Genomic DNA, 23,371 nt, shown 5'->3' on the forward strand with positions numbered 1-23,371 from the left:
AGTCCGGCCGCGACCGGCCGCCGCGGCACCGTGTTACTACTCGGCCAGTGCGGACTCGAGTTCGCCGGTGTACGTGCCCTGTCCGGGCTCGAACGAGACCTCGTTGAGCGCCTCGCCGTCCTGATCGTTCTCGAAGGACTCGACGTACTGCTCAGAGAGCTGCTGTCCGTAGTCGTTGTTGACGTACAGCGTGGCCACCTGGTCCGCCTCGAGGCGATTCGCGGAGACCGCCGCCATCACCTGCCCTTGCAGCAGGTCGCTCGGTGCGGTCCGGAAGAAGTAACCGTCATCCTCGACGTTCGACAGGGATAGCGCCGTACTGGCCGGCGAACACTGGACGACGCTCGCGCTGCTGGTCTCGCCGACCAGCGGGACGGAGTTGCCGGACGATGCGGCGCCGACGATCGCGGGATACCCCGCGTCGATGAGCGCACCGCCGTTGCTGAGGGTTGTGTCCTCGTCGGTTTCCGTGTCCTCGACCTGCAGATCGAACGTGAGGTCGACTCCTTGCATCCGTTGAATGGCCAGGCGGCCGGCGTCGATCATCGGGGTGCCGAGTTCGCCGAGGTCCCCCGTCTCGGGGAGCAACATCGCGACCATCACGTCGCGACCGGTCCCGCCGGGCGACTCGTCGGCCATCTCGCCGCCGGGACCGTCCCCCTCGAACGTGACCGTATCGACCGTTTCGATATCACCGTCGCTGAACTCCCAGACGTCGTAGGCGGCCTCCGCGGGGTCGCCGACGTCGTCGAAGTCGACCGCGCTCGAAGCGCCCTGATAGGTGATCTCGTCGCCGGCCGCGGCGGCTTCGGCGGCCGCCTGGAGTTCGCCGGGGCCGTACTCGTCGCCGCCGGGGTTCGCGACTCGGCGCATCTGATCTCGGATCGTCTGGCCGTCGTTCTCGCCGGCCGCGACGTTCGCGAGGGTACACACCGCGACGGCGTCGAACGTGTGTGCTGTGAACACGCCCGGTGCCTCGCCGAACTCGTCCTCGTAGAGCTCTGCGAAGGCGTCTTCGTGCGGGCCCTGGGACGCCGGCGCGGTGCCGGTGACGTTCGTCATGTCGTTCCCGACTTCGTCGGGGAGATCGCCGTCCTGCAGACCGTCGGGAACGATGATCTCCGTTCCGGTGTCGAAGTCGGCGTAGAAGTCCCGGAAGATCTGGATGCCGCTCTCCGGGTAGCCGATGACGTTCAGTACGTCCGGACCGCCTCCTTCGACGTCCCCTTCGTCGCCGATACATCCGGCGAGACCGATCGCACCTGCACTACCGATCCCACTGAGCACCCACCTCCGTTTGACTTGCCTTACCATGGGTAATAGTGACAAGCTATCCTATATAGATGTTTGTGCTGCAACGAGTCTGCGGCGACAATCGCGTCCGTTCACGAGTCACCGAATCCGACGGTAAGCGTAACCGAACCGTCGTGGCATAATTTCGCACACCGTCGGCGGGATATCACTCAGATTTACCGAACGTTTTTGGGGGATGTGGTCGTTTCCTCGGGCAATGAGCGGGAGGGTTCATCAACAATGACGATGGAAGATCGCATCGACGAACTCCAGGACCTTCGCGAGGAGGCCGAGTTGGGCGGCGGCGAGGACCGCATCGAGAAGCAACACGACAAGGGGAAGATGACCGCCCGCGAGCGGATCGACTACTTCCTCGACGAGGGCACCTTCACGGAGTTCGACCAGCTCCGGACCCACCAGACGAGCCAGTTCGGGATGGAAGAGAAGAAGATTCCCGGCGACGGCGTCGTCACGGGCTACGGCGAGGTCAACGGGCGGACCACTTTCGTCTTCGCCCACGATTTCACGGTCTTCGGCGGCTCGCTCGGCGAGGTCTTCGCCGAGAAGATCTGCAAGGTCATGGACATGGCCATGGAGGTCGGCGCCCCCGTCGTCGGGCTCAACGACTCCGCCGGCGCCCGCATTCAGGAGGGCGTCAAGAGTCTGGCCGGGTTCACCGAAATCTTCCGGCGCAATCAGGAAGCCAGCGGCGTCGTTCCCCAGATCTCCTCTATTATGGGCCCCTGTGCCGGCGGCGCGGTCTACTCGCCGTCGATTACCGACTTCATCTTCATGGTCAAGGACACGAGCCACATGTACATCACCGGGCCCGGCGTCACCAAGACCGTCACCGGCGAGGAGGTCACCCACGAGGAGCTCGGCGGTGCGATGACCCACGCCGGCAAGACCGGCGTCGCCCAGTTCGCCTGCGAGAGCGAAGAGCAGGCCCTAGACGACATCAAGCGGCTGCTCTCTTACCTCCCGCAGAACAACATGGAAGATCCGCCGCGCGTCGAGCCGTGGGACGACCCCGACCGCCGGGACGAGGAGCTGAAGTCGATCGTCCCGCCGAGTCCCCAGAAGCCCTACGACATGGTCGACGTCATCGACAGCGTCGTCGACGAGGGTTCGTTCTTCGAGGTCGCGGAGAACTTCGCCAAGGAACTGGTCGTCGGCTTCGGCCGCCTCGACGGGCGTTCGGTCGGCCTCGTCGCCAACCAGCCCCGCGTCAACGCCGGCACGCTCACCGTCGACTCCTCGATGAAGGGTTCGCGATTCATCCGCTTCTGTGACTCCTTTAATATCCCCATCGTCACCTTCGTCGACGTCCCCGGCTACATGCCCGGCACCGATCAGGAACACCGCGGGATCATCCGCCACGGCGCGAAGCTCCTCTACGCGTACGCGGAAGCGACCGTCCCCCTGCTGACGGTCATCACCCGGAAGGCCTACGGCGGCGCCTACTGCGTCATGGCCTCCAAAAACCTCGGCGCCGACGTCAACTACGCCTGGCCGACCGCCGAAATTGCGGTCATGGGGCCACAGGGCGCGGTCAACATCCTCTACCGGGAGGAACTCGCGGAGTCCGACAACCCCGACGAGCTCCGGGACGAACTCATCGAGGAGTACCGCGAGGAGTTCGCCAACCCGTACACTGCAACGGACAAAGGCTTCCTCGACGACGTGATCGTCCCCACGGAGACGCGGCCGCGGCTGATCGACGACCTCGAGATGCTCGAGACGAAACGCGAACAGAACCCGGACAAGAAACACGGCAACATCCCGCTGTAAGCAATGACCACCAACCAGTCGAACGTCGAGTTCGAGGAGGGGCCGGCCGACGCGACCGAGGCGACGTCGGGCGACGCCGCGGCGGCCGACGCGGGCGAGCTCCTCGCGGACGTCGAACTCGACGTTCCCGACGATGCGAACGACGAGGAGACCGCAGCGATCGCGGCCGCGATCGGCGCCCACCTCCACGACCAGGCGCTCGCGGCGGCCGCCGCGGCGGCCGACGGGGCGGAGACCTGGGACGACAAACGCTGGTCGTTCGCCGGTCGGGTCCGCTCCCAGCAACACCGGACCGTCCGCGTCCCGCGCGAGACGCCGACCGATCCGTGGACGGCCGCCGGTCGCACCGACCGGTTCTGATCGACGCGGCTGCAATTTCACCGGTCGCCACTGCTCTCATCCCCGTCGCCGGCTGTCCCCTCGAGAGCGGCGTCGTTTTCCGTGGCCGACTCGGCGTTCGTTTCGCCGACGCTGAATGAACGCGCTTAAGAGACCCCGTACGCAATCCCCTGACATGGCCACCGAAACCGAGTCAACGACGGACATGGGTGTTGGACTGGCGCTCGCACTCGGCGCGGTCGCGACGATCGGTGCGCTGGTGATGTTCACCGGCGCTCCGGACGTTACCGCCGCCTGGGGATTCGCCGCGGCGATAGGCTTTAGCGCACTCGCCGTCGTCGGCATCCACCTCTACTGGGACTGATCGCACTCGAGTCGGGACGTCTCGAGCGCCATCGATACTGAAACGACCGTTAACAGTTAAGAGCACTGACGCCCTAGGGCACGTACGGACGATGACCGATTACTCCGACGAAGAGCAACGAATTCTCTCGTACCTCCGGGAGAGTGCCGCCCGTGGTGAACAGTACTTCCGGGCGAAGAATATCGCGGATGCGATCGGACTCTCGTCGAAACAGGTCGGCGTGCGACTTCCACACCTGGCGGAGAAATCAGACGACGTCGACATCGAGAAATGGGGACGCGCTCGGTCGACGACCTGGAAAGTCTCCCTCAGTTGAGCTCGCCCGCGGCCCGCTCGCGTCGGGAGCGGTAGCCGACCCGAACGGCGGTTGTCTCCCGGTCCGCGGTCTTTTTATTACCGACTCTCTCACTTAGTGCCATGACTGTACGCGTCGACCGCTCGTTCGAGCTCGCGGCCTCGCCCGAGCGCGTCTGGGAGTTCATCGCCGATCCGGAGAACCGCGCCCGGGCGATCAGCGTGGTCCAGCGCTACACCGTCGAGGACTCGGCGGCGCGGCGGGTCACCTGGCACGTCGAGCTCCCGATCCCGCTCGTCCGCAAAACGATCGCCGTCAACACCGAGGACGTCGCGCGGGAGCCGCCGTCGTACGTCAAGTTCGTCGGCAAATCGAAGGTGATGGACGTCACCGGCGAACACGAAATCGTCGAGACCGACGACGGCACCCGCCTCGAGAACCACTTCGTCGTCGACGGCAAACTTCCGGGCGTCGAGAAGTTCTTCAAGCGCAACCTGGACGACGAGCTCCGGAACCTCCAGCGGGCGCTCGAGCGTGACCTGCAGTCGTCCCCCTCCGAGGAACCATGACCGGGACCGGGGCGACCGACGAGCGGCTACGGCTCGCGCTCGCACAGCTCGAGGTCGAACCGACCGCGGTCGACGCGAACGTCGAACGGGCGCTCGAGGCGATTTCCCGGGCCGCCGAGCGGGGCGCCGACCTCGTCGCGCTCCCGGAGCTGTTCAACGTGGGTTACTTCGCGTTCGACAGTTACAACCGGCTCGCCGAACCCCTCGAGGGGGAGACTCTCACGCGACTTCGCGAGGCCGCGGCCGACCACGGTATCGCCGTTCTGGCGGGGAGTATCGTCGAGGATCTCGCGGCCACCGAGACCGCCGCCACTCCGGCCGAAGAGGGGCTCGCCAACACGGCGGCGCTGTTCGACGCCGACGGCGAGTTGCAACTGGTCTACCGGAAACACCATCTCTTCGGCTACCAGTCGGCCGAGTCGGAGCTGCTCGTTCCCGGCGAGCGCATCGAGACGGCGACCGTCGCCGGCGTCCCCGTCGGCGCGACGACCTGTTACGATCTGCGGTTTCCGGAACTGTACCGGCGGCTGATCGACGCCGGCGCGGAACTGGTCCTCGTCCCGAGCGCGTGGCCCTATCCGCGGATCGAACACTGGAAGACACTTTCGCGCGCGCGGGCGATCGAGAATCAGGCTTTCGTCGCGACGATCAACGGCTCGGGTCGATTCCCCGACGAGGACGCGACGCTGCTCGGTCGTTCGACGGTCTACGACCCCTGGGGGACGACGCTGGCCTCGAGCGGCGACGAGCCGACGCTGGTCGTCGCCGACCTCGACCTCGGCGCGGTCGATCGGGTTCGCGAGGAGTTTCCGGCGCTTCGCGACCGACGCCTGTAGCGGAGGTTGTGCCGTCGCGAACGACAGTCCGTCGCTCGGTGTACACTTCGGTCGTCACGGAGTAGACCCCTTTTCGGCAACGCGGTTGCTCGAGTCATCACGTTTCGTGACGTATTCGATCGGAGATGGTTCGGCGACCGCTGACTTTTTATTCCGTCATGGCATTTGTCCGGATGCCGGTTTACGGCGCTTTTCACGTCACGACCGGCATTGCGCGTCGCTCCGGCCCGTCGCATGCTCGTTCCCGGGAACGAGCACCTCTCGCCCGCGTCCGCATCTCCGCCTCTCCCTCGTCCACGTCCCTTTCGCCGATTCACGCTCGAGAAGCGTCGCGTTCGGCGGCGACGACCGTCGGTTTCGCGAACCCTCATCAGTAGACGACCCATTGCGAAAAAGTAACGTAGTGGGTTCGCATGTGGTTTAATCAGGAATGTTTCGGAAGGTCCTCGTGGCGAACCGAGGGGAGATCGCCGTTCGAGTGATGCGGGCGTGCGAGGAGTTGAATATCGGGACCGTCGCCATCTACTCCGAGGCCGACAAGGACTCGGGGCACGTCCGCTACGCCGACGAGGCGTACAACGTGGGGCCGGCCCGCGCGGCCGACTCGTATCTCGATCACGAGGCCGTCATCGAGGCCGCTCGGAAGGCCGACGCCGACGCCATCCACCCCGGCTACGGCTTCCTCGCGGAGAACGCCGAGTTCGCGGGCAAGGTCGAGGAGGCGGAGGGCATCACCTGGATCGGTCCCTCGAGTTCGGCGATGGAGTCGCTGGGTGAGAAGACCAAGGCCCGCACGATCATGAGCGAGGCCGACGTGCCGATCGTCCCCGGGACCACGGACCCCGTCACCGACCCCGAGGAGGTCAAGGCCTTCGGCGAGGAACACGGCTACCCGATCGCCATCAAGGCCGAGGGTGGCGGCGGCGGCCGCGGGATGAAGGTCGTCTGGGAGGAAAGCGAAGTCGAGGACCAACTCGAGAGCGCCCAGCGCGAGGGCGAGGCCTACTTCGACAACGACTCGGTCTACCTCGAGCGCTACCTCGAACAGCCCCGTCATATCGAGGTCCAGATTCTGGCCGACGAACACGGTAACGTCCGCCACCTCGGCGAGCGGGACTGTTCGCTCCAGCGCCGTCACCAGAAGGTCATCGAGGAGGGGCCGTCGGCTGCCCTCTCGGACGAACTCCGCGAGAAGATCGGCGAGGCCGCCCGCCGCGGCGTCGCCGCGGCCGACTACACCAACGCCGGCACCGTCGAGTTCCTCGTCGAAGAGGAGGACCGCGAGGCGGGCGAACTGCTCGGTCCCGACGCGAACTTCTACTTCCTCGAGGTCAACACGCGGATCCAGGTCGAGCACACGGTCACAGAGGAGATCACCGGCTACGACATCGTCAAGCGCCAGATTCAGATCGCCGCCGGCGAGGAGATCGACTTCGCACAGGACGACGTCGACATCGACGGCCACGCGATGGAGTTCCGGATCAACGCCGAGAACGCGGCCGAGGACTTCGCGCCCGCGACCGGCGGGACCCTCGAGACCTACGACCCGCCGGGCGGGATCGGCGTCCGACTCGACGATGCCCTGCGGCAGGGCGACGACCTCGTCACCGACTACGACTCGATGATCGCGAAACTGGTCGTCTGGGGCGAGGACCGCGACGAGTGTATCGAGCGCTCGCTGCGCGCGCTGCGGGAGTACGAGATCGGGGGAATCCCGACGATCATCCCGTTCCACCGGCTGATGCTCACCGACGAGGAGTTCGTCGCGAGCACGCACACGACGAAGTACCTGGACGAGGAACTCGACGAGACCCGCATCGAGGAGGCCCAGGAACAGTGGGGCGGCGACACCGGCGACGGAGCCGGCGACGACGAGGAGTCCGTCGAACGCGAGTTCACCGTCGAGGTCAATGGGAAGCGCTTCGAGGTCGAACTCGAGGAACACGGCGCGCCAGCCATCCCGGCCGGCGATGTCGACGTCGGCGGCGGACAGGCCGAGCGGCCACAACCCGGCGGCAGCTCCAGCGGCGGCGACGAACTCGAAGGCAGCGGTGAGACCGTCGACGCCGAGATGCAGGGCACCATCCTCGACGTCAAGATCGAGGTCGGCGACGAGGTCGCCGCCGGCGACGTGCTGGTCGTCCTCGAGGCGATGAAGATGGAAAACGACATCGTCGCCTCCAAGGGCGGCACCGTCACCGAGATCGCCGTCGAGGAAGACCAGAGCGTCGATATGGGCGATACGCTGGTCGTCCTCGAGTAAGCCCTAACCCCGTCGCGATCGCGGTTCTCCGTTTTCGCCTCGAGATCGAGCGGCGGCGCTGCCGACGCTCGCTCACCCACGTCGGCACCATACGACATCGGTGAATATGTGCGGACGAACGGCCAAGTAGCCGCCCTCGGAACGGTCCCACGCGCGGCGCCGACGCATTCGGGACCGCTCCCGTGACAGGGCCGCGCGACCGGATCGACGACGGGACGGTCGGCGCGTCGATGCGGTCTCGAGCCGGACGACTCGCGGCGTGGAGCCGCGTCGGTTCGGGGTGGTGCCCGACTCCGACGGACTCTGGTCAGTCATTGGGCTTTCTCCCGCGACTCCGGTTTTTCGATCTCGAACCTTGGCTCCGTACGAGGGTGGCATAGAATTCCTCTCTGGGTTTTATTACGACTACCTCGGTGATGAATTGGCCGATTTGTAGGTGTGCTTATTGATCGCCAATTATTCTGCCAGGTGGTTGTGATGTTCATAAGAACGTGCAGAACAGAGCTAGAAGCTACGTTCTGGTTCGGAACCGCACCTCAATCTCGGCTGACCCTGTGACCGCAATGCCATCCTCTGCTCAATTACCGGATACTGACTGTCTGTGATTCGGGCTTGGACTCCGTCGAGTGCCTCTGTGTCAGGAAGGAGTACTTCGTACCAGGAGAGGCCTCTGTCGCCGACTGGCCCGGACTGCCGATTCCACGCGTTCGCACCGATAGGGTGGTGCTCCCGTCATCGCTGCGAGGCCAGTCTTCACGAGGGCGATCTTGGTAGATCTCGATGCCGTTGTCCGCCGGGTCAGTCAGGTACAGTGCCTCGCTGACGCCGTGGTCGGACGCACCGCTAAGTTTCCAGTGCTTCCGAATGCGAGCTAACGCGTCACCAAGCGCCTCACGCGAGGGGGCCGAAACGCGTTGTGAAAGAGCCCAGCACCGGAGCTGTATCGTTGGAGTTCATCCTCCTCCCCCTCCAAGGTGAGGAGAGGGGTGTCCTCGACGCCGAGAACGGAAGTGGTGTCGGAGTGACGGAGCACATCGAGTCCAACGACATCTCGGTAGAACCCGATTATCTCTTCGAGGTCGTTGACGCGGAGTGCGGTCCGTCCGATACGTGTTTGCTTGGAGAGTACATCTGTTGTCATTGAGGCCATTATAATGGGTATGAGCGCTGTTTATCCGTCTGTGGCCCTCGACTGAGAGGAGTCACGGGTGCGGTCCTCTTGGTCGGACAGCGCCTGTTCGATCGAGAGCGCTCCGGGGCCACTCAGGACAAGCGCTACTGCGATCAAGGTCAGTACGAGCGTCAATTCGATACCACCACTCGCGGCCGGATACCCGTTGGGAAGGTGGTACAGCACTGTGGCGACGAACATGTCGATAGCGATCAACGCGCCCGTAATTCGAACAGCCAAGCCGGCCAGTAGTAAGATACCACCAACAAGTTCGAGGAGACCGACGCCCCATGCCATAATCGTGGGAAGCGGAACGCCGAGACTCGCCACAAAGCCGGCGAAGCCCGAGATCCCCATCGCTTTCGGCCCGGTTGCGAAGACTTTGCCGACGCCTGCGACAAGCATCGTAATCCCAAGGGCTACTCGGATGAAAACCGGACTCCACCGCGCAGCCGTCTCGGATGGACGTTCCGTCGAGTGTCGTAATTCCATTACACCACCTGGTTGGACCCCAAACCGCTTAATAGATCAGGCAACAAGGGTGTAACCAAGTAATGACGACCCAACCACCCGACAGTGATACGGAAGAAAAGACCGACGCTGAACAGCAAAATTCGGACCTCTGCAACGTCGTTGGAGCAGTCGAAGAGATAGGAACGGAGTGGAAACTCATCACCCTCCATAACTTACGAGACGGAGAAAAGCGGTTCAACGAGCTCAAACGGTCAACAGGGGCGAGTTCCTACACGCTGTCTCGTGTCCTCGATGACTTGGAAGAGGAGGGATTGATCGAGAACCGCAAGGAGTTGGAGTCGCCGGTCGCCAGTTACTATACGCTGACCGAGAAGGGAGGCGACCTCCGTCCCGTGTTCGAGGCATTAGATGACTGGGGAGCTAACTGGCTTGAATAGACCGGATTGTCTAACTCTCCGAGCTGCTAAATGTTCGCTCTGTACTTATCGAATCAGGATGCCCGCGTAGTGGCTATGAGACCAGTTCTATGATACCCTCTCCGTGTTAGAATATGCGCCTGCGCCGAACGGAACCGGTGTGGCGACGACTCGCCGCCGGCTGTCGACTCGAGGTCAGTCCCCGACTGCAGCGTCCCACTCACTGTCGCCGTCCCACGGGAGCGGCCCGTCGTAGCCGTCGGGAACGTACGGGCAGAGTGGGTCGCTCGCGAGCGGATCGCCGGTCGTCGCGAACGCCCGCGAGCGACTCCCGCCGCAGACGTGGCGGTAGGGACAGGCCCCGCACTTACCGGAGAGGTTCCCTCGGTCGCGCAGTTTCTGGAAGAGATCCGACTCTCGGTAGAGTTCGGTAACGGGCCGTTCGCGGACGTTCCCGGCGGACTCCGGCAGGAAGCCGGAGGGGAAGACCTCGCCGGTGTGGCTCACGAAGGCGAAGCCGTCCCCGGCGACGATCCCGCCGCGGCGCTTGATTGCCTGTGCGGGTGGTCCGTCGTCGCCGTCACCGTCTTTGCCGTTCTCGTCCGCTCGAGCGCGCTGTCGTTGCATCGAGACGCGCCGGTAGTGGGGCGCCTCCGTCGTCTTGAGGCCGAACGGCTCCTCGTCGCTGACCTCGTCGAGCCAGGCCATCACGGCGTCGGCCTCGTCGGGATCGATCGGCTCGAGAATACGGCCGCGGCCGACGGGAACGAGGAAGAAGACGCTCCACATCACGGCGCCGAGCTCCCGCAGGAGGTCCCGGATTTCGGGGAGTTCGCCGACCGTCTGGCGACAGACCGTGGTGTTGACCTGAACCGGGAGGCCCGCCGCCTTGGCGTCCTCGACGGCGCGGATGGTCTCCTCGAAGCTGCCGGTTTCGCCGCGGAACGCGTCGTGGCTCTCGGGGGTGGCGCCGTCGATGCTGACGGCCATTCGCTTGAGCCCGGCGTCAGCCATCGCCCGAATGCGGTCGGCGGTCAGCGAGCCGGTGCCGCTCGGCGTGATCGTCATCCGGAGTCCCAGGTCGTCCCCGTGGGCGATCAGTTCCTCGACGTCGTCGCGCACGAGGGGGTCGCCGCCCGAGAGGACGACCAGCTGGCCGTCGCCGAACGCGGTGGCGTCCTCGAGCAGGCGCTTCCCCTCGGCGGTCGAGAGCTCGTCGGGGTGGCGGTTCGGCCGGGCGTCGGCCCGACAGTGATCGCAGGCCAGCCCGCAGGCCTGGGTGAGTTCCCAGATGAGGACCATCGGTCGGTCGGACGTATCGAGGGTTCCGGGGCGCATTATCGGGAGTCGGCGCCAAACGGTCGAAAAGGTCGCCGGACTTCCCGGCCGGCGGGAACGACGACGAACGAGTTCGGGATTGCGGGCAGGTGTTCCCACGGCCTGGGAGTTTGAGGGACGGTTCTACGGCGCCCGTTCGTACGCGTCGGTATGGTCGAGAAAGCACGACGCGAACGGATCGAGGCCGGCGAACGGGGGAATCCGACGCCACAGTGGGAAGTGTTCCTGCGCGAGGAGCCCGGCGATCCGTTGCGACACGTCGGCAGCATCGCGGCCGGCAGCGAGAGCGAGGCTCACGAACACGCCTCGCGGCTGTTCGGCTGGTACGCCGTCGACGTCTGGCTCTGTCCGGCCGACGCGGTCGGACGGTACTCGACGCGCGGGCTCGGCGAGGCCGAGCGATCCGACGACGATGGCGACGGTACCGATGCCGACGACGGCGATAGCGGCGACGGTGAAGATGACGGCGACGGAGAACCCCGCGTCTACAAGGAAACCGCCGGCGTCTCGGAGGTGAACAGCCTGTGATCTCGATCAGCAAACTCCTCTGCGACCTCGACGCCGAGGGCGACGGGCTGCGCTACGACGCGGCCGACGGCTCCTCGAAACCCCAGATCACCGAGGAGAAACAGCGCCGACCGGTCGTCGTCTGGAACGCCACGCGGCGGTGCAACCTCTACTGTTCGCACTGCTACGCCGGCGCCGACCTCGAGGCCGCCCCCGGCGAGTTCTCGACGAGCGAGGCGAAGACCTTCCTCGAGCAACTGGCCGAGTTCGGTGCGCCCGTCGTTCTCTTCTCCGGAGGCGAACCGCTCGTCCGGGACGACCTGATCGAACTGGTCGGCTACGCCGCGGAGCTCGGCCTTCGGCCGGTGCTCTCCTCGAACGGGACCCTCCTGACGCGGGAGAAGGCCGAAGCGCTCGACGAAGCGGGACTCCAGTACGCCGGCATCTCCGTCGACGGGTTGCCCGACCGCAACGACGAGTTCCGCGGCGAGGACGGCGCGTTCGAGGCCGCCGTCCGCGGCATCGAGCACTGTCTCGACGTCGGCCTCAAGACGGGCCTGCGGTACACGATCACCGAGGCCAACGCGCCGGATCTCGAGGGCGTCGTCGACCTGCTGGTCGAGAAGGGGCTGGATCGCTTCTGCTTCTACCACCTCGACTACGGCGGCCGCGGCGCCGAAATCGTCGACGCCGACCTCTCGCCTCGGGAGAAACGCGCGGCCATCGAGCGGGTCGCCGACCTCACGCTCGAGTACCACGACCGCGGCGAGGAGATCGAAACCCTGCTCGTGGGTAACTACGCCGACGCCGCGTTCCTCGTGGAGTACGCCCGCGAGGAGTTCGGCGAGGCGAAGGCGCGGGCGGTCTACGACTACCTCGAGCGAAACGGCGGCGATCCGACTGGCGAGCGGATCGCGGACGTCGACTACGCGGGCAACGTCCACCCGACGCAGTTCTGGCAGGGCTACAGCCTCGGCAACGTCCGCGATCGGCCGTTCGGCGAGATCTGGGACGACGAGTCGAACCCGCTGCTGTCGGCGCTGCGCGAGCGCGAGGACCGGCTCACCGGGAAGTGTGCGGACTGCCGGTACAAGTCGATCTGCCGCGGCGCGTCGCGCCTGCGCGCGCTTGCGACGACCGGCGATCTGTTCGCGCCGGATCCGCAGTGTTACCTCCGGGACGAGGAGACCCGCGGCGAGCACCCGGGATCGGCCGCTGGCGCCGCCGACTGAGCAGCAACGCCGATACTCTCGGTTTCGCGACGTTCAGCCCCGCTATCCGCGCCGTTGATGCCACCGGATCGCCTACCGTCCACGATGATTCGTTGGCACCGCGTGATTACCGTAGCCGGGATCGTCCTCGCCGTCGTCGCACTCGCCACCGCGGCCGCGACGCTCGCCGACGGCGGGACCGCTCTCGAGGCGGTACTCGACGTCTTCCTGATCAGCGCTCCGGGGCTGGTGTTGCTGTCCGTCGGCGTCTGGCTGCCGGGGACCGAGATCGACCCCGACCTCCATCCGCGGATCGCCGCGTGGATCGTCGGCGGGATCGCGGTGATGGTCGGCCTGATCGCGCTTCGCGCGGCCGATCCCGCCGTCGACGTGACGTTTACGGTCAGCACGCAGACGGCGTCGGTCGCAACCGGGTCGATCGCCGGGCTGGCCGTCGGCGTCCACGAGGCCCGCGCGATCACCCACTCCCGAACGCTCGAGCGACAGAACGAGGAACTGCAGGAGAAACACGCCGTCGAGCGGCGCAACGACGAACTGGAGGCGACTAAGGCGCAACTCGAGCGCGCCAACACCCGGCTCGAGGCCTCGAACGAACGCCTCGAGGAGTTCGCCTACGCGGCCAGTCACGACCTCCAGGAACCCCTGCGGATGATCTCGAGCTACCTGCAGTTGATCGAGCGCCGGTACGCGGACGCCTTGGACGAGGACGGCCGGGAGTTCATCGACTACGCCGTCGACGGCGCCGACCGAATGCGCCGGATGATCGACGGCTTGCTCGAGTACTCCCGGGTCGAGACGCAGGGGAACCCGTTCGAGTCCGTCGATCTGGACGCGGTCCTCGACAACGTGCTCACCGACCTCCAGCTTCGGATCGAGGAGACCGACGCCGCGATCGCCCGCGAGCCGCTCCCGACGGTGACCGGCGACGCCGGCCAACTGCGGCAGGTGTTCCAGAACCTACTATCGAACGCGCTGGAGTACAGCGGCGACGAGCCACCGCGCGTGGCCGTGTCGGCGGAAGAGACCGGTTCCGAGTGGGTGATCGCGGTCCGCGACGAGGGGATCGGCATCGATCCCGCGGACGCCGACCGGATCTTTGCGCTCTTCCAGCGGCTCCACTCCGTCGAGGAGAGCGTCGGTTCGGGGATCGGGCTGGCGGTCTGCAAACGCATCGTCGAGCGCCACGGCGGGGAGATCCGCGTCGACTCCGAACCCGGCGAGGGCGCGACGTTTTCCGTCGCGATTCCGCAATCGCGGGCCGAGAAATCGATCGCCGACGGCCGGTCCGCCCGGTCGCCGTCGACGTGACCAGGACTCAGTCGTCGACGTGGACTCGCGTCACGTGGCCGCCGCAGCCACAGCGGTCGACGTACTCGATCTCGAGGTCGATCCCCTCGAACGCGGCCTCGAGTTCGTCCCAGAGGTACGCTTCGGGCCGGCCGTGGTCGCCGTGGGTGACGAGGTTGACGTGGGTGCCCGCAGCGGTCGCCTCGACCGCGTCCGTGGCCTGCGAGACGACGAGGTCGCGGTCCGCCGCGTGGCGGGGCTTCTCGAGGTTCGCCGACCACGAGACGTCGTGTTCGCGGCGGGTGACGGGCTCGATGTCGGGATCCGCACTACCGTTTCTCATACGCGTTCGTCGGGCTCGAGCGGACGTGAGGGTTGAGACGAACGCGTTCGGTCCGCCATCGACGGCGGTCGTCGGTCCCGGTCCGATCGGACGCGGCCCCCGCTCAGCAGCAGAACATGAACGGGTAGATCAGCGCGACGCGGTCGCCGTCCTCGAGTTCCGTCTCGAACCCCTCGAAGTGCTCGTTGAACCGGCCGTTGATGCAGACGCGGGCGAACGGTCGGGTCTGTTCGCCCTCGGGGTTCTTGCGCCACGTGCCGGGCAGGTCGTCGGGAACCGGCGCCCAGCCGCTGTGGGTCGCGTCCGCTTCGGTCTCCGCGATCAGTAGCTCCTCGACGTCGTAGTCGTCGAAGAAGGCCTCGAGGAAGTCCCGGAGACGCGTTCCCTCGAAGTCGTACTCGAGTTCGTGGGCGCCGACGGCGTCGCGGACGTGGCCGGTACAGCGGACGGTGACGGTCGTCTGCGGCGTCGTCCCAGTCGACTCCCCCTGCGTCGTTCGCCGCTCTCGGCTCTCGCGTGCGGCCGTCTCGATCGCCTCGGTGGTTTCGGCGGTCATACGCGATCGTACGGCCGCGACGAGCAACCGTCCTAGCGCGAACGTGTTCGGGTTCAACGGGACGGCGGTGGAGCGTGTACCGAGAGATATGAACCGAATTCCGGGCGGTCTCCGCACCGACCAGCAGCCCCCGATGGCGATCCCCCTCGGGCACTTCGTCCTCGGACTCGCCTTCCTCGTCGTCGGGATCGGCGCGGAGCTCGCGACGGCGATCACGACGCTGCCGGGGCTCGCGAGCCTCGCGCACGTCCACGTCCTCCTGGTCGGTTGGATCGCGATCACCATCATGGGTGCGATGACCCAGTTCGTCCCCGTCTGGTCCGGCGTGTCGCTGTACTCGAGACGGCTCGCGGTCGCCCAACTCGCCCTCGTCGCCGCCGGTCTGGTCGGGTTCGGCGCGGCGCTGCTGGCCGGCGCGCTCTCCGTCCTCCCCGTCGCCGGCGCGGCGATCCTGCTGGGGATCTGGACGTTCGTCTACAACGTCGGCCGGACGCTGTGGCGGGCCCGCTCGCTCGATTTCACGGAGCGCCACTTCGCGGTCGCGCTCGGCGCCTTCGCGCTCGTCGTTCCGCTCGGCTTCCTGCTGGCCGTCGACTTCACGACGCCCGTCTTCGACGCGACCGCGCTGACGCGGGGGGACGTCCTGCTCGTCCACGCAACACTGGCGCTGCTCGGCGCGATCACGGCGACGGTCGTCGGCGCGCTCGCCCAGCTCGCGACGATGTTCACTCAGGCCGACCGCACCCCGGTCGACGAGCGACTGCTGAGCCTCGAGCAGCTTACCTTTCCGGCCGGCGTGGTCGTCCTGGCCGTCGGGCGCGGGCTCGAGTCGCTCCCGCTGGCTCGTGCCGGCGCGGTTGCCGTTCTCGTCGGCCTCGCGGCGTTCACCGTCGTCGTCGCCCGCCAGCTCGTCCGGGCGACGGTCGACCGCTCGCCGATGATCGACCGCTACTGGGTCGTCGTCGCGTCGCTGTGGGCCTGGCTGGCGCTGACCGCGCCGGCGTGGTGGCTCGAACCCCTCGCGTACGGCGCGCTGTTCGGCCACCCCGACGGCGGCGCCGTGCTGGTCGTCGGCGTCTTCGCCTTCGTCGTCGTCGGCTCGCTGTACCACATCGTCCCCTTCATCATCTGGCACGAGCGCTACAGCGACCGGCTGGGCTTCGAGCAGGTGCCGATGATCGACGACCTCTACGACGACCGCTTCGAGCGCGCGGACTTCGGGCTGACCGCGGTCGGATTCCTCGGAATCGCCGCCGCTCCGCTGTTCGATCTCCCCGAGGCGGTCGCGACCGCCGGGACCGCGCTCGCGGCGCTCGGGCTCTACCTGTTCGTAGCGAACGTGCTCCTGACGATTCACCGCCACGGGCCGAACGGCCTCGCGGGCGTCCTGACGGGCGTCCGCGAGTCGACGGCTGGCGCCGGAACCGGCGGCGACCCCGAACCCGACGTCGATCCCTCGCCGGAGCGGTGACCGTTCCGGGCGTCGGACCGCCGCGACACCGGAGATCTTACTCCTCGGGGTCGACCCCGACTTCCGGCTCGTACCGCTGTGACTCGATCGTGCCCGCGACGTGTTCGCCGTACTCGGCGGCCGTCAGTTCGCCGTGGTTGTATTCGACGGCCCACGGTGTCTCGACCGTCGCCGAGCCGTACGACGCCGGCGCGTCGTCGAGGATCGTCGCTCCCAAGGCGGCGGCCTCGAACCCTCTATCGATCAGCGCCGCGTAGCCGCCCGCGAGCAGCCCGACGTCGTGGAGGTCTCCCTCGTCGTCGCGATCCGTGTTGACGTACTCGAGGGCCAGCACGTCCCGGTCGCGCTCGACCGATTCGACCGCCAGATCGTACTCCTCGAGCGCCGAGACGAGTTCGTCGGGACCGGCGATGTCCTCCTCCGCGAGTTCGTGAATTCGCTCCTCGACGATCTCGATCCGCTCGCGGACGGGGAGATCGGGGATCCGTTCCGACACCGGCCACTCCGTGTTCTGCGGGAACTCCGTTCCCATCTCTTCGATACAACCGGCGAAGCCGACGGTCGCGGCGACCGCGCTCGCCTGCAACAGCCGTCGCCGGCTCGTCCGGTCCGTCGACTCCGACGCTGACCGCTTCATACGCGTTCCTCGTCGTCTCGAGACAAAGGGATTCGTTCGGCAGACGCCGGCATCGGGCTAAAGGACCGATTCGCCGTAGACGCGCCCACGATCGTCCCAGATGGCTCTCGAGCTGTACAATATCGGCCTCGTCGTCTTCGGGATCGCGCTGTTCGGTATCGCCGTCCTCCCCCGATTCGTCTCCGACCGAGCGATCTCGATGCCGATCTTCTTCGTGGGTTTCGGGATGCTCGCCTTCGGGCTGCCGATCGGGCTTCCGCCGCCGGATCCCTTAGAGCAGGGGACGACGACGGAGCACCTCGCGGAACTGGGCGTCATCATCGCCCTGATGGGCGTCGGGCTGAAGATCGACCGACCACCCGGGCTGCGTACGTGGGCGTCGACGTGGCGGCTACTCGCGATCACGATGCCGCTGTCGATCGTCGGCGCGGCGCTGCTGGGCTGGTGGCTGGGCCTCGTGATCCCGACCGCCGTCCTGCTGGGCGCGTGCATCGCGCCCACCGACCCGGTGCTGGCCTCGGAGGTTCAGGTCGGTGGTCCCGGAATGGGCAGCGAGGCGGAGGACGAGGAGGAAGCGGCCGGGATGGAAGACGAGGTCCGATTCGCGCTCACCTCGGAGGCCGGCCTGAACGACGGGCTGGCCTTTCCCTTTACGAACCTGGCGATCGCGTTCGCGCTCGTCGGCTTCGTGCCCGGCAACTGGGTCGGCGAGTGGCTCCTGATCGACGTCGGCTACAAGATCGTCGTCGGCGTGATCGTCGGCGTCGTCCTCGGCTACCTGACCGCGCGGCTCGTCTTCGCGACGGAGCCCGACACCCCCGTCGCGGAGTCGGTACAGGGACTCGAGGCCGTCGCCGGCACCCTGCTGGTCTACGGGGCGACGGAACTCCTCGGCGGCTACGGCTTCATCGCGGTCTTCGTCGCGGCGCTGATGGTCCGCCACTACGAGCGCACCCACGACTACAACCGCGCGCTCCACGAGGTCAGCGAGTTCGCCGAACAGGTGATGATGGGACTGATCATGCTCTTTTTCGGCGGCGCCATCGTCGGCGGCCTCTTAGAGCCGTTGACGATCGAGGGGATCGCCGCGGCGGTCGCGATCGTCTTTCTGGTTCGACCGCTGGCCGGCATCGTCGGATTCCTCGGCTTCGACCGCGATATCGCCGAACGGGCGACGATCGCCGCCTTCGGCGTCCGCGGGATCGGCTCGTTCTACTACCTCGCCTACGGCCTCAACCAGGCCGCGTTCCCCGACGCCGACCGGCTGTGGGCGGTCGTCGGCGCCGTCGTCCTCATCTCCATCGTCGTCCACGGGATCACCGCGACGCCCGCGGTCCGCTGGCTCGAGAAACGGGCCGAAGCCCGCGAGTGAGCCGCGCTCCGATAGGTCGTCGAAGCGACGGTTACGCGGGCACTTCCTTCGGACTGCGCTTCCAGTGGCGGTGTTCGGCGATCGCGTCGACGAACGCCTCGGCGAACTCCTCGAGGTCGTCCCCACCAGTCACCACGCCGTCCGAGGAGACGGTTTCGTCGTCGGCGATCTCCACGTCGGGGAGGTCGACCGCCTCAAGCAGGTCGGTCCCCGCACCGGCGGCGGCGATCGGCTTCTTGTGCTTGAACGTCTCCGCGACGAAGTGTTTCGCGTCGCCCTGCTCGAGGAGCGCGTCGACGCTGTCCTCGCCGCCGGGGACGAAGAGGGCGTCGAACAGCACCGATTCGGCCGTCGCGTGGCTCTTGTCGGCCTCGACCGTGGCCCCGTTCTCGGCTTCCGCGTCGCCGAGCATCTTCGAGACGACCTTCACGCGGGCGCCCTCGTCTTCTAGCGTCGACACGACGGTCTCGAGGTGATCGCTGTCGTAGCCGTCGTCGACGAGGACGGCGATCTTGCGGGTCTCGATGGAGTCGGCGTCGCGGCGTTCCTCGATGCTCAGGCGCGAGTCCTCGCGGTCGTGCGTCGGCATCTCGTCGCCGGGCTCTTCGGGGGGTTCGACGCCGATACCCTCCGCGACCCGCTTGGCGAACTCGTGGTCGACGTTGTTGAACAGGTCGTAGACCATCCGTTCGCGGATTTCCATGCGGTCGACCTTGCTGAGTTCGAACCGGGCGGCGTCGACGATGTTCTGTTTCTCCGGGTCGGTCATGCTGTTCCAGAACAGCCGAGCCTGCGAGAAGTGATCCTCGAAGCTCTCGCTCCGGTTACGGATCTTCTGTCCCTCGATTTTCTCGGCGTAGTGCTCGTACCCGCCCTCATTCTCGGGTGTTTCTCGCGGGTCATCGTCGCCGATCGAGTTGGGCTTGTAGGAGGCCTTGCCCTCGTTGATCTCCTGGCGCATGAAGCCGGCCCGCTGGTTGTTGTGGCGTTCGGCGACGGGACGGTTGATCGGAATCTCGTCCCAGTTGGCGCTGTTGAACCGGTTAAGCTGGGTGTCCTGGTAGGAGAACAGCCGTCCCTGCAGGAGGGGGTCGTTCGAGAAGTCGATTCCGGGCACGACGTTACCCGGGTGGAACGCGACCTGCTCGACCTCCGCGAAGAAGTTGTCCGGCGTCTCGTTGAGCACCATCTTTCCGATCGGCCGTACGGGAACCTCCGTTTCCGGAACGATCTTCGTCGGATCGAGGACGTCGAAGTCGAATTCGGCGGCATCGTCCTCGTCGAAGATCTGGACCCCGAGTTCCCACTCGGGCGCGTACCCGGCCTCGATGGCGTCGTAGAGCTCCTGGCGGTTGAAATCGGGGTTCTTCCCGGCGATCTTCTGGGTCTCGTCCCAGACGAGCTGGCTGGTATCGAGTTTCGGCGTCCAGTGGAACTTGACGAACTTCGAATCGCCCTCTTCGTTAACCAGCCGGAAGGTGTGGACGCCGAAGCCCTGCATCATCCGATACGCGCGGGGGAGGGCGCGTCCCGATAGCACCCACATGATCATGTGCGTGATTTCCGGCTTGAGGGAGGCGAAGTCCCAGAAGGTATCGTGAGCCGACGACGCCTGCGGGATGGCGTCGTCGGGTTCGGGTTTGATCGCGTGGACCAGATCGGGGAACTCCATCGCATCCTGGATGAAAAAGACCGGGATGTTGTTTCCGACGAGGTCCCAGTTGCCCTCCTCGGTGTAGAATTTGGTCGCGAAGCCGCGGACGTCACGGACCGTGTCCGCCGAGCCGCGGGAGCCGACGACCGTCGAGAACCGAGTGAACACGGGCGTCTTCTGGTCGGGATCCTGCAGGAACGAGGCTTTGGTCAGCTCGGAGAGATCGTCGTACTCGCCGAGGTCGGGATCCTCGTAGGGCTGGAAGTAGCCGTGTGCGCCCGTCCCGCGGGCGTGGACGACCCGCTCCGGGATCGACTCGTGGTCGAACTGGGTCATCTTCTCCCGGAAATGGAAGTCCTCCATGATCGTCGGCCCGCGCTCGCCGGCCTTCAGGGAGTTGTCCGTGTCGCTGATCTTGACCCCGTGGTCGCTCGTCAGCTGCTCGCCCTCGGGGTTCTCGCGAACGTCGTCGAGTTGCTCCTGTTTGCTGTTCTCGTCGATATCGTCGTCGCGGCTGGTTCCGGTCCGGCCGGATTCGGCGTCGGAGCGGGACTCGTCGGACTCGCCGGTCTCGCCGCCGTCGGTCGCTTTCGGTTGCTCTTCGTCTCGTTCGGTGGGCGTAGAGTCGTCGTCTGACATCGTTGAAACTCCGGGTCGACTCGCGCGCACAGATCGGGGACCCGTACCGCGACTGCGCGTGCAACCAGTCGAGCCGTCGGTATCCTCCTCGAGCAGCCCGTACGGGCGGTGACGGGCCGCGTCTCGGAGTCACCGATCTCGAGACCGGTTTATCGTACCGTCCAGAAGTAATCGTATCAACGTCTTCCCGTCCTTCGCAAGTTCGGTACGGGCTCGGTTGCCCGCGTCGAGGATCAGCGGCAGAAATCGTCGCGAGCGACATCGGATCGGATCGGATTGATTCGCTCGAGGGAGGAGAGGGCGACCCGAAACGGGCGGTTGCGGGACGAGTCCGATTAAAACGGCGACTGTGCGGTCGTTCCCTCGCCCGTAGCCGCGTCGGCGTCCGACTCCGCGCCCGGAACGGTCCCCGTCTCGCGGAACTCGGTCTCGAGTCGCTCGAGTTCGGCGTCGAGCACGTCAGACTGATGGTGTGACGGGTGGGCGCGCACGCGCACGAGGTCGTATTCGTGGCTATCCGCGAGTCCGTTCCACGCTCGGAACGCGCCCGTGACGAGCGCCTCGGCTTGCGGGCAGAACTCGGTCGTCGGCGTGAACTCCGCGCGCAGGATCGACGGCTCGTCGGCGTCGACCGCGTACCGGAACCCGGCGTCGGGATGGCGCCGATCGAGATTGAGCCGCGCGAGGTTGTAACCGAACGTCGCGTCGTAGACGCCCCGCTCCTCGAATAACTCGCGGGTGAGCCGGTGAAAGGCGAGGTGGTCGTCGCCCGCGAGCACGTCGTGGCCCTCGAGGAACGGGCCGGGCGCTGGCGCGCGGTCCGGATCGAACGCGTCCCACGAATCGAATCCGTCGCCGCCGGGCGTCGTAGACCGGGTGAAGGGATTCATCACAGTAGCGAAAACGGCCGCGTCGGTCCAGTACCCTCTCCCGAACATATTCCCCGTCGTCGCCACCGGAGCGACCGACAGTGCGGGGCCCGGTAGCCTCGTTTCGTCCGTTCGAGACCGAACGTCCCTTCCCACAATTCTTACCTGAAAACGAATTCTGGCCGTTCCAAGGGACGCCTGCGCCGCGAAAATTACTCCCTGAATCGTTCCAGATCATAGTTCTATAATAATATCAAACTACAATTACTACTAAAAATGAGGTCTGGTGTTTATTTCTGTACTCTACTGAGCATTGCTGTACAGCAACACTCCCTTGGGGCCGGTGGATTTATATTCGACGACTGTAACCGTCCGGACAATGCTACTCTCAGCCGATTCATCGGATGCGACCGCTGCAGACTCGCTCAGTTTTGAAGTTATCAGCGCTGTCGCCGAGCAGGAGGGCATCGATCCGGTGGAGATCGAACCGCCGGAGTACGACGCGCTGTACGACGTCATCAATCCGGAAGCCCTCGATTCCCTCTTTGCGCCCCGAGAGAACGGCACGAGTCGAGGCTCCGGCCGGGTAGAATTCGTCTTCTGTGGCTACCGCGTCGTCGTCACCAGCGACGGCGACGTCGACGTTCTCGAGAAAACCGGCGGCCGATAAGCGGTCGTTCGATCGAAGCTGATCGCGACCCGTCAGCGGCGAGCATCGGTCGCTGGCCGCGTCGCTCCCGACTCGCTCCGCGTCGTTAGCCGTTCGACTGCGTACCAACGATTTCCGGGCACGAAAAACGGGTCCGTCTTCGGTCAGCGCGATACCGACGACGTCGCTACTCGTCGGCACAGGCCGCTTCGAACACGGTCTCGTGGAGGCGGTCCGCGACGATCTCCATCAGTGGTTTCATGTTCCGGGTGTCAGCCCGGTTGTACTCCACGAGCGTATCGAGGGCACCCTCGTCGCCCCGTTCGTACTCGTGCCAGAGTCGGACGGCGTCCCGGCCGCTGAGATCGGGCATGTCCCGATCGATGCCCAGATCGCGCTCGATCGCCTTCAGTCCGCCGTCGAGCCCGAGTTGCTTACAGGGGTACATGAGATCGACGTGGGGCGTCGTCACATCGATGTCGTAACACGTCTCGAGGAAGGGGACGTCGAACCGCTGGCCGTTGAAGGTGACCAGCAGCGACGACTCCTCGAGTTCGTCCGCCAGCCGACGGGCGGTCAGGTCCCGGTCCTTGACGAAGGTCTTCGTCTCGCCGCCGCGGTGGACGCTGACGGTCGTGACGTCCTCGCAGGAGGCGTCGAGTCCAGTCGTCTCGATGTCCAGAAAGCAGGTCTCCTCGCGGACATTCTCGTAGCACCGCCAGCGACTCGCGGCCGGCAGCTCCTCCGCGAACGGAGCGACGTCGCCGCGCTCGAGGTGGGTCCGTCCCTCCTCGATGAACGAGTGGATGCGGTCGGCCAACGTGTCGCCGACGACGCTGCCGTCGAACTCGTCCCAGTGGGTGATTCCGTGTTGCCAGAGTTTGCGTTCGGTGGTCTCCCCGACACCGCGGACGGGAATGAAACTGTTCTCGATTCGCACACCACTTCGAGGGGGACGAGCGAACTAAAAGCGATTGGATCGACGGCGACGAATCGATCGAACGGC

General features: G+C 66.0%; 23 protein-coding genes and 1 pseudogene. 14 read left to right on the forward strand and 10 right to left on the reverse strand.

Going from position 1 to position 23,371, the window contains the following annotated elements; genetic code table 11:
- Positions 1-36: 36 nt before the first annotated feature.
- The gene (locus C477_RS15140; protein WP_049914574.1) at positions 37-1,314 is read right to left on the reverse strand and encodes an ABC transporter substrate-binding protein; all 1,278 of its coding nucleotides are present in this window, start codon (positions 1,312-1,314) and stop codon (positions 37-39) included.
- 225 nt (positions 1,315-1,539) lie between these two features.
- Between C477_RS15140 and C477_RS15145 the strand changes: the two genes are divergently transcribed.
- From C477_RS15145 to C477_RS15175, 7 genes are all read left to right on the forward strand, one after another.
- Positions 1,540-3,084, forward strand: coding sequence for an acyl-CoA carboxylase subunit beta (locus tag C477_RS15145; RefSeq protein ID WP_008895389.1), 1,545 nt, complete (start codon positions 1,540-1,542; stop codon positions 3,082-3,084).
- A gap of 3 nt (positions 3,085-3,087) precedes the next feature.
- Positions 3,088-3,444 carry a hypothetical protein gene (locus C477_RS15150; RefSeq protein ID WP_008895390.1) on the forward strand — a complete coding sequence of 119 codons (357 nt, stop codon included), beginning with the start codon at positions 3,088-3,090 and terminating at the stop codon, positions 3,442-3,444.
- Between the two features lie 154 nt (positions 3,445-3,598).
- The gene (locus C477_RS15155) at positions 3,599-3,787 is read left to right on the forward strand and encodes a DUF7525 family protein (RefSeq protein ID WP_008895391.1); all 189 of its coding nucleotides are present in this window, start codon (positions 3,599-3,601) and stop codon (positions 3,785-3,787) included.
- Between the two features lie 91 nt (positions 3,788-3,878).
- On the forward strand, positions 3,879-4,103 hold the full coding sequence (locus C477_RS15160) for a DUF7123 family protein (RefSeq protein WP_008895392.1): 225 nt from the start codon (positions 3,879-3,881) through the stop codon (positions 4,101-4,103).
- Between the two features lie 101 nt (positions 4,104-4,204).
- A complete protein-coding gene (locus tag C477_RS15165) occupies positions 4,205-4,651 on the forward strand; it encodes an SRPBCC family protein (RefSeq protein ID WP_008895393.1) in 447 nt (148 codons plus the stop codon).
- Complete coding sequence (locus tag C477_RS15170) at positions 4,648-5,487, forward strand: carbon-nitrogen family hydrolase (protein ID WP_008895394.1); 840 nt, start codon at positions 4,648-4,650, stop codon at positions 5,485-5,487. The genes C477_RS15165 and C477_RS15170 overlap by 4 nt, the downstream gene beginning before the upstream one ends.
- A 430-nt stretch (positions 5,488-5,917) precedes the next feature.
- Positions 5,918-7,750, forward strand: a complete 1,833-nt coding sequence (locus C477_RS15175) for an acetyl-CoA carboxylase biotin carboxylase subunit (RefSeq protein WP_008895395.1) — start codon at positions 5,918-5,920, stop codon at positions 7,748-7,750.
- Positions 7,751-8,261: 511 nt separating this feature from the next.
- Here the strand turns inward: C477_RS15175 and C477_RS24940 are convergent.
- A pseudogene (locus C477_RS24940) lies at positions 8,262-8,891 on the reverse strand (VOC family protein).
- Positions 8,892-8,921: 30 nt separating this feature from the next.
- A complete protein-coding gene (locus C477_RS15185; RefSeq protein ID WP_083870300.1) occupies positions 8,922-9,413 on the reverse strand; it encodes a DoxX family protein in 492 nt (163 codons plus the stop codon).
- A gap of 62 nt (positions 9,414-9,475) precedes the next feature.
- Between C477_RS15185 and C477_RS15190 the strand changes: the two genes are divergently transcribed.
- Positions 9,476-9,832: a winged helix-turn-helix transcriptional regulator gene (locus tag C477_RS15190; RefSeq protein WP_008895398.1), complete on the forward strand. Its 357-nt coding sequence runs from the start codon at positions 9,476-9,478 to the stop codon at positions 9,830-9,832.
- Between the two features lie 174 nt (positions 9,833-10,006).
- Here C477_RS15190 and C477_RS15195 read toward each other — a convergent pair whose 3' ends face one another.
- Positions 10,007-11,149, reverse strand: a complete 1,143-nt coding sequence (locus C477_RS15195; protein WP_008895399.1) for a TIGR04053 family radical SAM/SPASM domain-containing protein — start codon at positions 11,147-11,149, stop codon at positions 10,007-10,009.
- Positions 11,150-11,299: 150 nt separating this feature from the next.
- Between C477_RS15195 and C477_RS15200 the strand changes: the two genes are divergently transcribed.
- From C477_RS15200 to C477_RS15210, 3 genes are all read left to right on the forward strand, one after another.
- Positions 11,300-11,677, forward strand: coding sequence for an Htur_1727 family rSAM-partnered candidate RiPP (locus C477_RS15200; protein WP_008895400.1), 378 nt, complete (start codon positions 11,300-11,302; stop codon positions 11,675-11,677).
- Positions 11,674-12,888 carry a TIGR04347 family pseudo-SAM/SPASM protein gene (locus tag C477_RS15205; RefSeq protein WP_008895401.1) on the forward strand — a complete coding sequence of 405 codons (1,215 nt, stop codon included), beginning with the start codon at positions 11,674-11,676 and terminating at the stop codon, positions 12,886-12,888. The genes C477_RS15200 and C477_RS15205 overlap by 4 nt, the downstream gene beginning before the upstream one ends.
- Before the next feature lie 84 nt (positions 12,889-12,972).
- Positions 12,973-14,196: a sensor histidine kinase gene (locus C477_RS15210; protein WP_049914575.1), complete on the forward strand. Its 1,224-nt coding sequence runs from the start codon at positions 12,973-12,975 to the stop codon at positions 14,194-14,196.
- Between the two features lie 7 nt (positions 14,197-14,203).
- Here the strand turns inward: C477_RS15210 and C477_RS15215 are convergent, their stop codons facing one another.
- Positions 14,204-14,518 (reverse strand): CGCGG family putative rSAM-modified RiPP protein, encoded by a 315-nt coding sequence (locus tag C477_RS15215; protein ID WP_008895403.1) that lies wholly within the window; start codon positions 14,516-14,518, stop codon positions 14,204-14,206.
- A gap of 103 nt (positions 14,519-14,621) precedes the next feature.
- Entirely contained in the window at positions 14,622-15,074 is a 453-nt protein-coding gene (locus C477_RS15220) for a MoaD/ThiS family protein (RefSeq protein WP_008895404.1), read from the reverse strand.
- A gap of 88 nt (positions 15,075-15,162) precedes the next feature.
- Here C477_RS15220 and C477_RS15225 point away from each other — a divergent pair, with 88 nt between their 5' ends.
- Positions 15,163-16,545, forward strand: a complete 1,383-nt coding sequence (locus C477_RS15225) for a hypothetical protein (protein WP_008895405.1) — start codon at positions 15,163-15,165, stop codon at positions 16,543-16,545.
- A gap of 37 nt (positions 16,546-16,582) precedes the next feature.
- On the opposite strand, the gene C477_RS15230 is transcribed toward C477_RS15225, so the two are convergent.
- On the reverse strand, positions 16,583-17,182 hold the full coding sequence (locus tag C477_RS15230; protein WP_008895406.1) for a hypothetical protein: 600 nt from the start codon (positions 17,180-17,182) through the stop codon (positions 16,583-16,585).
- Between the two features lie 100 nt (positions 17,183-17,282).
- On the opposite strand from C477_RS15230, the gene C477_RS15235 reads away from it, so the two are divergent.
- A complete protein-coding gene (locus C477_RS15235; RefSeq protein WP_008895407.1) occupies positions 17,283-18,554 on the forward strand; it encodes a cation:proton antiporter in 1,272 nt (423 codons plus the stop codon).
- 31 nt (positions 18,555-18,585) lie between these two features.
- Here the strand turns inward: C477_RS15235 and C477_RS15240 are convergent, their stop codons facing one another.
- The gene (locus tag C477_RS15240; protein ID WP_008895408.1) at positions 18,586-20,847 is read right to left on the reverse strand and encodes a catalase; all 2,262 of its coding nucleotides are present in this window, start codon (positions 20,845-20,847) and stop codon (positions 18,586-18,588) included.
- A gap of 335 nt (positions 20,848-21,182) precedes the next feature.
- Positions 21,183-21,785: a hypothetical protein gene (locus tag C477_RS15245; protein ID WP_049914582.1), complete on the reverse strand. Its 603-nt coding sequence runs from the start codon at positions 21,783-21,785 to the stop codon at positions 21,183-21,185.
- Between the two features lie 310 nt (positions 21,786-22,095).
- Here C477_RS15245 and C477_RS23010 point away from each other — a divergent pair, with 310 nt between their 5' ends.
- Positions 22,096-22,386 carry a HalOD1 output domain-containing protein gene (locus C477_RS23010; RefSeq protein ID WP_083870301.1) on the forward strand — a complete coding sequence of 97 codons (291 nt, stop codon included), beginning with the start codon at positions 22,096-22,098 and terminating at the stop codon, positions 22,384-22,386.
- A gap of 166 nt (positions 22,387-22,552) precedes the next feature.
- Here the strand turns inward: C477_RS23010 and C477_RS15255 are convergent, their stop codons facing one another.
- Positions 22,553-23,305 (reverse strand): ribonuclease H-like domain-containing protein, encoded by a 753-nt coding sequence (locus C477_RS15255; RefSeq protein WP_008895411.1) that lies wholly within the window; start codon positions 23,303-23,305, stop codon positions 22,553-22,555.
- Positions 23,306-23,371: the final 66 nt, after the last annotated feature.

Origin of the sequence: Haloterrigena salina JCM 13891 (genome assembly GCF_000337495.1) — an archaeon.
Lineage (GTDB): Archaea > Halobacteriota > Halobacteria > Halobacteriales > Natrialbaceae > Haloterrigena > Haloterrigena salina.

Coding starts and splice junctions, on each gene's coding strand:
- C477_RS15150 (WP_008895390.1), top strand. CDS start 3,088: ATGACCACCAACCAGTCGAACGTCGAGTTCGAGGAGGGGCCGGCCGAC.
- C477_RS15140 (WP_049914574.1), bottom strand. CDS start 1,314: ATGGTAAGGCAAGTCAAACGGAGGTGGGTGCTCAGTGGGATCGGTAGT.
- C477_RS15210 (WP_049914575.1), top strand. CDS start 12,973: ATGATTCGTTGGCACCGCGTGATTACCGTAGCCGGGATCGTCCTCGCC.
- C477_RS15145 (WP_008895389.1), top strand. CDS start 1,540: ATGGAAGATCGCATCGACGAACTCCAGGACCTTCGCGAGGAGGCCGAG.
- C477_RS15165 (WP_008895393.1), top strand. CDS start 4,205: ATGACTGTACGCGTCGACCGCTCGTTCGAGCTCGCGGCCTCGCCCGAG.
- C477_RS15195 (WP_008895399.1), bottom strand. CDS start 11,149: ATGCGCCCCGGAACCCTCGATACGTCCGACCGACCGATGGTCCTCATC.
- C477_RS15240 (WP_008895408.1), bottom strand. CDS start 20,847: ATGTCAGACGACGACTCTACGCCCACCGAACGAGACGAAGAGCAACCG.
- C477_RS15170 (WP_008895394.1), top strand. CDS start 4,648: ATGACCGGGACCGGGGCGACCGACGAGCGGCTACGGCTCGCGCTCGCA.
- C477_RS15175 (WP_008895395.1), top strand. CDS start 5,918: ATGTTTCGGAAGGTCCTCGTGGCGAACCGAGGGGAGATCGCCGTTCGA.
- C477_RS15200 (WP_008895400.1), top strand. CDS start 11,300: ATGGTCGAGAAAGCACGACGCGAACGGATCGAGGCCGGCGAACGGGGG.
- C477_RS15245 (WP_049914582.1), bottom strand. CDS start 21,785: ATGTTCGGGAGAGGGTACTGGACCGACGCGGCCGTTTTCGCTACTGTG.
- C477_RS15220 (WP_008895404.1), bottom strand. CDS start 15,074: ATGACCGCCGAAACCACCGAGGCGATCGAGACGGCCGCACGCGAGAGC.
- C477_RS15190 (WP_008895398.1), top strand. CDS start 9,476: ATGACGACCCAACCACCCGACAGTGATACGGAAGAAAAGACCGACGCT.
- C477_RS15225 (WP_008895405.1), top strand. CDS start 15,163: ATGAACCGAATTCCGGGCGGTCTCCGCACCGACCAGCAGCCCCCGATG.
- C477_RS15235 (WP_008895407.1), top strand. CDS start 17,283: ATGGCTCTCGAGCTGTACAATATCGGCCTCGTCGTCTTCGGGATCGCG.
- C477_RS15160 (WP_008895392.1), top strand. CDS start 3,879: ATGACCGATTACTCCGACGAAGAGCAACGAATTCTCTCGTACCTCCGG.
- C477_RS23010 (WP_083870301.1), top strand. CDS start 22,096: ATGCTACTCTCAGCCGATTCATCGGATGCGACCGCTGCAGACTCGCTC.
- C477_RS15215 (WP_008895403.1), bottom strand. CDS start 14,518: ATGAGAAACGGTAGTGCGGATCCCGACATCGAGCCCGTCACCCGCCGC.
- C477_RS15155 (WP_008895391.1), top strand. CDS start 3,599: ATGGCCACCGAAACCGAGTCAACGACGGACATGGGTGTTGGACTGGCG.
- C477_RS15185 (WP_083870300.1), bottom strand. CDS start 9,413: ATGGAATTACGACACTCGACGGAACGTCCATCCGAGACGGCTGCGCGG.
- C477_RS15230 (WP_008895406.1), bottom strand. CDS start 17,182: ATGAAGCGGTCAGCGTCGGAGTCGACGGACCGGACGAGCCGGCGACGG.